This is a genomic window from Micromonospora antibiotica (genome assembly GCF_017599305.1).
GTDB lineage: Bacteria > Actinomycetota > Actinomycetes > Mycobacteriales > Micromonosporaceae > Micromonospora > Micromonospora antibiotica.
Window position 1 is genome coordinate 197,314 of the sequence record NZ_JAGFWR010000011.1, and the last position, 6,000, is coordinate 203,313.

6 protein-coding genes are annotated in these 6,000 nt (G+C 72.6%); 2 read left to right on the forward strand and 4 right to left on the reverse strand.

Translation table 11 applies throughout. From position 1 onward, the window contains the following. Positions 1 to 130 precede the first annotated feature (130 nt). Genes JQN83_RS20000 through JQN83_RS20010 form a run of 3 tightly spaced genes read right to left on the reverse strand, consistent with a single transcriptional unit; the run spans position 131 to position 2,856 of the window. On the reverse strand, positions 131 to 700 hold the full coding sequence (locus tag JQN83_RS20000; RefSeq protein ID WP_244252842.1) for a 2'-5' RNA ligase family protein: 570 nt from the start codon (positions 698 to 700) through the stop codon (positions 131 to 133). Positions 701 to 732: 32 nt separating this feature from the next. Next, positions 733 to 1,758: a tryptophan--tRNA ligase gene (trpS, locus tag JQN83_RS20005; RefSeq protein WP_208568652.1), complete on the reverse strand. Its 1,026-nt coding sequence runs from the start codon at positions 1,756 to 1,758 to the stop codon at positions 733 to 735. Between the two features lie 33 nt (positions 1,759 to 1,791). After that, positions 1,792 to 2,856 carry a hemolysin family protein gene (locus JQN83_RS20010; RefSeq protein WP_208568653.1) on the reverse strand — a complete coding sequence of 355 codons (1,065 nt, stop codon included), beginning with the start codon at positions 2,854 to 2,856 and terminating at the stop codon, positions 1,792 to 1,794. A gap of 174 nt (positions 2,857 to 3,030) precedes the next feature. Here JQN83_RS20010 and galE point away from each other — a divergent pair, with 174 nt between their 5' ends. After that, positions 3,031 to 4,014 carry a UDP-glucose 4-epimerase GalE gene (gene galE, locus JQN83_RS20015; protein WP_208568654.1) on the forward strand — a complete coding sequence of 328 codons (984 nt, stop codon included), beginning with the start codon at positions 3,031 to 3,033 and terminating at the stop codon, positions 4,012 to 4,014. Further along, positions 4,011 to 5,177, forward strand: a complete 1,167-nt coding sequence (galK, locus tag JQN83_RS20020) for a galactokinase (protein WP_208568655.1) — start codon at positions 4,011 to 4,013, stop codon at positions 5,175 to 5,177. Before galE ends, galK begins: the two co-directional genes overlap by 4 nt. A gap of 315 nt (positions 5,178 to 5,492) precedes the next feature. Here galK and JQN83_RS20025 read toward each other — a convergent pair. Next, a partial coding sequence (locus JQN83_RS20025) for an elongation factor 1-alpha C-terminal domain-related protein (protein WP_443674018.1) occupies positions 5,493 to 6,000 on the reverse strand: 508 nt, incomplete at its 5' end.

Sequence of the window (6,000 nt, forward strand, 5' to 3'; positions counted from 1 at the left end):
CGGCCGTCCACCGGCCCCACGCATCCACCACGTCATCCTCGCCGATCTGTCGTCACCGGGCCCGCCAACCGGCTGCCGGCGGAAGGGGTGCCGGCCGTGCTGGCGCTGCGACCGGACACCGGCGGGCGGGTCAGCCGCCGAGCCGGAAGTCCCGGCGCGGCTGCCACCGGGTCTGACCGCTGTGCGAGAACAGGGTGAACGCCTCCACCTCGAACATCGCCGAGAAGTCCGCCAGGTCCTCGTAGGCCCGGTCCAGCGCCTCGGGGGCGACGTCCTGCGCCACGGTGACGTGCGGGTGGTACGGGAAGCGCAGCTCCCGGTGCAGCTGGGGCGCGGCGTTGATGGCGGCGGCGAGCAACTCGCACTCGCTGATCCCGGCCGCCACCGCGACGAAGACCACCTGGGTCACCGGCCGGAACGTGCCGGTGCCCCGCAGATGCAGGGTGAACGGCAGATGGGTGGCGGCCACCTCGGCCAGATGCGCCTCGACCGCCCCCAACGCGGCCACCGGGATCTCGGTCGGACCGAGCAGTGTCACGTGCGCCGGGACGACCTGCGGGTCACCCGTCTGCACCCGCCGTCGGGTGAGCAGCTCACCCCACGGCTCCGGGATGTCCACCGCGATCCCGATCTGGATGGTGTCGCCGGCCACCGGAACCTCGTCCCTGCGATCCACGCTCCGCGCCACCCCTCCGGCCATCGTCTCGACCCGTACCGCCGCCCCGCCCATGACTACTCGAAGCGGACCGGCGCCAGGAACCCGACCCGCTCGTACGCTGTGCGCAGCGTCGGCACGGTGACCTCGCGGGCCTTCTCCGCACCGGCGGCGAGCAGCTTGTCGAGCTGGGCGGGATCGTCGAGGTACCCCCGGGTGCGTTCCTGGATCGGGGTGACGAACTCGCGGACCACCTCGCCCAGCTCCTTCTTGAGATCGCCGTACCCCCGGCCCGCGTACGCGGCCACCAGGTCGTCGATGCTCCGGCCGGAGAGCGCGGAGTGGATGGTGAGCAGGTTGGACACCCCGGGCTTGGTCTCGGTGTCGAAGACGATCTCCCGGCCGGTGTCGGTCACCGCCGAGCGGATCTTCTTGGCCGAGCGGGCCGGATCCTCCAACAGGTCGATGATGCCGGTCGGTGAGGACGACGACTTCGACATCTTCGCCGTCGGCTCCTGCAGATCGGTGATCTTTGCAGTGTCCTTGACGATGTGCGGGGCGGGCACCGTGAAGGTCGGCCCGAACAGCGAGTTGAACCGCTGGGCCAGATCCCGGGACAGCTCCAGGTGCTGCCGCTGGTCCTCGCCGACCGGCACCGCGTCGGCCTGGTAGAGCAGGATGTCGGCGGCCTGGAGGATCGGGTACGTGAACAGGCCGACGCTGGAGCGGTCGCTGCCCTGCTTCTGCGACTTGTCCTTGAACTGGGTCATCCGGCTCGCCTCACCGAAACCGGTGATGCAGCCCAGCACCCAGGCCAGCTGCGCGTGCTCGGGCACCTGCGACTGGACGAACAGGGCGCTGCGCTCCGGATCGATACCGACCGCGAAGAGCTGCGCGGCGGCCACCCGGGTGCGCTGGCGCAGCACCGCCGGATCGTGCCCGGCGGTGATCGCGTGCAGGTCGACCACGCAGTAGAACGCCTCGTGGGTGTCCTGCAACGCCACCCAGTGCCGCACCGCGCCCAGGTAGTTGCCGAGGTGGAACGAGTCGGCCGTCGGCTGGATGCCGGAGAAGACGCGGGGGCGGGCGGGAACGTCGGACATGCCGGCAATTCTGTCAGCAACCTCCGGCGTACGTCATGACGGGCCGGCGGGTCGACTCGCCGCCGGTTCCGCCGCGGCGGTGACCTCCCGTACCGACGCCCGCGCGACGTCGGCCGGTGCCGCGGCAGCGGCGGCCTCCCGGCGCGGCTCGGGCAGGCGGGCGGCGGAGACCGCGACCCGGGACACCCGACGCCCGTCGAGGGTGAGCACCCGCAGCAGCCACCCGTCGGCCGGGTCCGTCGCCGACGGATCGTCCGACGCGGTGACCGGGACCTCGTCCCCGGCCACCGGGAGCCGGCCGAGCGCCGCCATCACGTACCCGCCGACCGTCTCGTAGGGGCCGGTGGGCAGCGGCACCCCGGTCCGTTCGGCGAAGTCGGCCAGGTTGAGCCGGCCGTCCACCACGGCCGGCAGACCGGCCGACACCGGTTCGGGTGGGCCGGCGTGCTCGTCGTGGATCTCCCCGACCAACTCCTCGATCAGGTCCTCGCAGGTGACGATGCCGGCGGTGCCGCCGTACTCGTCGACCACCACGGCGAGGTGGTGGCCCTCCCGGCGCATCTCGGTCAGCGCGGCGAGCACCCGCTTGCTGCCGGGCAACCGCTTCACCTCCCGGCTCACCCGGCCCACCGTGGTCGCCCGGTCCAGGTCGGGGCGCAGCAGCACGTCGCGAAGGTGGACGAAGCCGACCACGTCGTCGTGGGTGCCGTCGACCACCGGGTAGCGGGTGTGCGGCTCGGCCCGGACCAGACGTTCGGCCTCGGCGAGGGTCAGCCCGGCGGCGAGGAAGACCACCTCGGTGCGGGGCATCATCACCTCGCGGACCAGGCTGGCCCCGGCGACCAGCACCTCGTCGATGATCCGCCGTTCGTCGGGGTCGAGCACGGTGTTCGCGGCGACCAGGTCACGCAGTTCGTGCTCGCTGATCCGTTCCCGACCGGCGGCGGGGCTGGCGCCGAGCAGGTCGGTGACGAGCCGGGTGGCGCCGTCGGCGGCCCGGACGACCAGCCGGGCGACACCGCGGGCCACCGGCCCGGGTGCGCGTCTGGTCCGCCCCGGCGCGCGTCTGCGGGGCCCGGGACCGCCCGCTTCCCGCATGGAAGTGATGGTAGGGCCGCCGACCACGAACGGTGGACGATGTGCGGATCTGTTCAACTATGAAGGTTCGTGATGGAATAGCGCCGACCCCGCGACGCACAGCGCGACGACAGCACCCGCCCGTAGGGTGATCACGAACGGCCGCAGCGGGCGCGGCCAGGCAGGAGGACCGACGTGAAACTGCTCGTCACCGGCGGCGCCGGGTTCATCGGCAGCGTGGTGACCCGGATGCTGCTCGACGCCGGCCACCAGGTGACGGTCCTGGACGACCTGCGCACCGGCCACCGGGCCGCACTGGCCCCCGACGCCACCCACGTCGACCTGCCCGTGCACGAGGCCGCCCAGGTCCTCACCCCCGACGCCGGCTACGACGCCGTGCTGCACTTCGCCGCCCTGATCGCCGCCGGCGAGTCGATGGTCCACCCCGAGCGGTACTGGCACGCCAACACGGTCAGCTCCATCGCGTTGGTCGACGCCGTCCGGGCCGCCCGGGTGCCGCGCCTGGTCTTCTCCTCCACCGCCGCCGTCTACGGCAACCCGGTCGAGGTGCCCATCCCGGAGACCGCCGTCAAGGCCCCCACCAACACCTACGGAGCCACCAAACTCGCCGTCGACCTGGTGCTCACCTCCGAGGCGACCGCACACGACCTCGCTGCCGTGTCGCTGCGCTACTTCAACGTCGCCGGCGCCTACCTGCGTGACGGCGTCGCCATCGGCGAACGGCACGACCCGGAGACCCACCTCATCCCCATCGCCCTCGACGTCGCCGCCGGCCGCCGGGAGAAACTCCAACTCTTCGGCGACGACTACCCCACCGTCGACGGCACCTGCGTGCGCGACTACATCCACGTCGAGGACCTGGCCCGCGCCCACCTGCTGGCGCTCACCGCCGCCGTGCCCGGCCGGCACCGCATCTACAACCTCGGCAACGGCAACGGCTTCACCAACCGGCAGGTAGTCGACGTGGTCCGTGAGGTCACCGGCCATCCGGTGCCCGTCGAGACCGCTCCCCGCCGCGAGGGCGACCCGGCCGAACTCGTCGCCTCCTCGGCACTGGCCCGCCAGGAGTTGGGCTGGGTGCCCGAGAAACCGACCCTGACCGACATGGTGGGCGACGCCTGGGCGTTCTACCGCTCGCACGTGCTGGAGCAGTCGTGACGGGCCGACCCGACGTCGCCGACCGCGCCACCGCCGGCTTCTCCTCCGGGTACGACGCGACGCCCGCCGGACGCTGGGCGGCACCCGGACGGGTCAACCTGATCGGCGAGCACACCGACTACAACGACGGATTCGTGCTGCCCTTCGCCCTTCCGCTGCGTACCGTGGTCGCCGCCGGCCCGCAGCCCGGCGAACGCTGGACGGTCCGGTCGGAGATCGCCGACCGGCCGGTCGACTTCGGCGCCACCGAGGCCGACACCCCGGGACGGGTCACCGGCTGGGGTGGGTACGTCGCCGGCGTGGTCTGGGCCCTGCGCGAAGCCGGGTACGCCGTCCCCGGTGCCCGGCTGGCCATCGCCTCGGACGTGCCGCTCGGCTCCGGGCTCTCCTCCTCGGCGGCCCTGGAAGCGGCGGTACTCACCGCCCTGGTCGACCTGGGCGGGTTGGACCTGCCCGACGAGCACCGCCCCCGCCTGGCCCAGCGCGCCGAGAACGGCTACGTCGGTGCGCCGACCGGCATCATGGACCAGTCGGCGGTGCTCCGCTGCCGCGCCGGCCACGCCCTCTTCCTCGACTGCCGGGACGAGTCAGTCGAACACATCCCGTTCGACCTGGACGCCGCCGACCTGGCCATCCTGGTGATCGACAGCCGCGCCCCGCACCGGCACGCCGACGGCGAGTACGCCTCCCGCCGCGCCGCCTGCGAACGGGCCGCCGCCCTGCTCGGGGTGCCCGCGCTGCGCGACGTGCCGGCCGCCGGCCTCGACGACGCCCTGGCCCGGCTGCCCGACGACGAGACCCGACGCCGGGTCCGGCACGTGGTCACCGAGAACCAGCGGGTGCTCGACACCGTCGCCCTGCTGCGCGCCGGCCGGGTGCCCGAGATCGGGCCGCTGCTGACCGCCTCGCACGCCTCCATGCGGGACGACTTCGAGATCACCGTCCCCGAGGTCGACACCGCCGTCGAGGCGGCACTCGCGGCCGGCGCGCTGGGTGCCCGGATGACCGGCGGCGGCTTCGGCGGCTGCGTCCTCGCCCTGGTCGAAGCGGCGGCTGCGGAACCGGTGGCGGCGGCCGTCCGTACCGCCTACGCCGAACGCGGCTTCTCCACCCCCACCACCCTCACCGCCCACCCCGCCCCCGGCACCACCCCCCTCCCCTAACCCCACCCCCACCCACCCCCGCCTCGCCCTCCTTCGCCCCGCCCCGCCCGCGCCCGCCTTCGCCCCGTTGATCAAGAGGTTTACGTCAACCCACCAGCAAAATCTGACGCAAAGCTCTTGATCAACGGGGCGAGACGGGCAGCCGGACATGAGGGCGCGGAAAGGCGCGGTGGGGCGCGGTGGGGCGGGGAAGGGCGCGGTGGGGCTCGGTGATCAAGAGGTTTGCGTCGTCTGCTGGGCGGAAACTGACGCAAAGCTCTTGATCACCGAGAGCCGGTGAGGTGGGACGGGGTGGGGCGGGGCGCTGGGGGTGGGTCAGGCGGTGTCGACGATCATGCCGGAGGCTACGGTGCGGTTGGTGGCCTCGTCGATGATGATGAAGCCGCCGGTGGTGCGGTTGCGGCGGTACTCGTCGGCCAGCAACGGGACGGTGGTGCGCAACCGGACCCGGCCGATCTCGTTGAGTCGCAGCTCACTGGCGGTCTCGTCGCGGTGCAGGGTGTTGACGTCGAGGCGGTAGTACAGGCCACGCACGATCGTCCGCGCCGTCCGGGTGGTGTGCTTGATCGTGTACTTGCCGCCGACCTGGAGCGGGCGGGTCTCGTCCATCCAGCAGACCATCGCCTCGATGTCCTGCGAGACGGTCGGGGCGTTGTTCGGCCGGCAGATCATGTCCCCGCGCGAGATGTCGATCTCGTCTTCGAGGCGGACGGTGACCGACATCGGCGGGAACGCCTCGTCGACCGGGCCGTCGGCGGTGTCGATCGAGGCGATCCGGCTGGTGAAGCCGGACGGCAGCACCATCACCTCGTCGCCGGGCTTG

What these genes read in the sequence shown, in the direction of transcription:
- JQN83_RS20000 (WP_244252842.1), bottom strand. Translation starts at nt 700, where the DNA reads ATGGCCGGAGGGGTGGCGCGGAGCGTGGATCGCAGGGACGAGGTTCCG.
- trpS (WP_208568652.1), bottom strand. Translation starts at nt 1,758, where the DNA reads ATGTCCGACGTTCCCGCCCGCCCCCGCGTCTTCTCCGGCATCCAGCCG.
- JQN83_RS20010 (WP_208568653.1), bottom strand. Translation starts at nt 2,856, where the DNA reads ATGCGGGAAGCGGGCGGTCCCGGGCCCCGCAGACGCGCGCCGGGGCGG.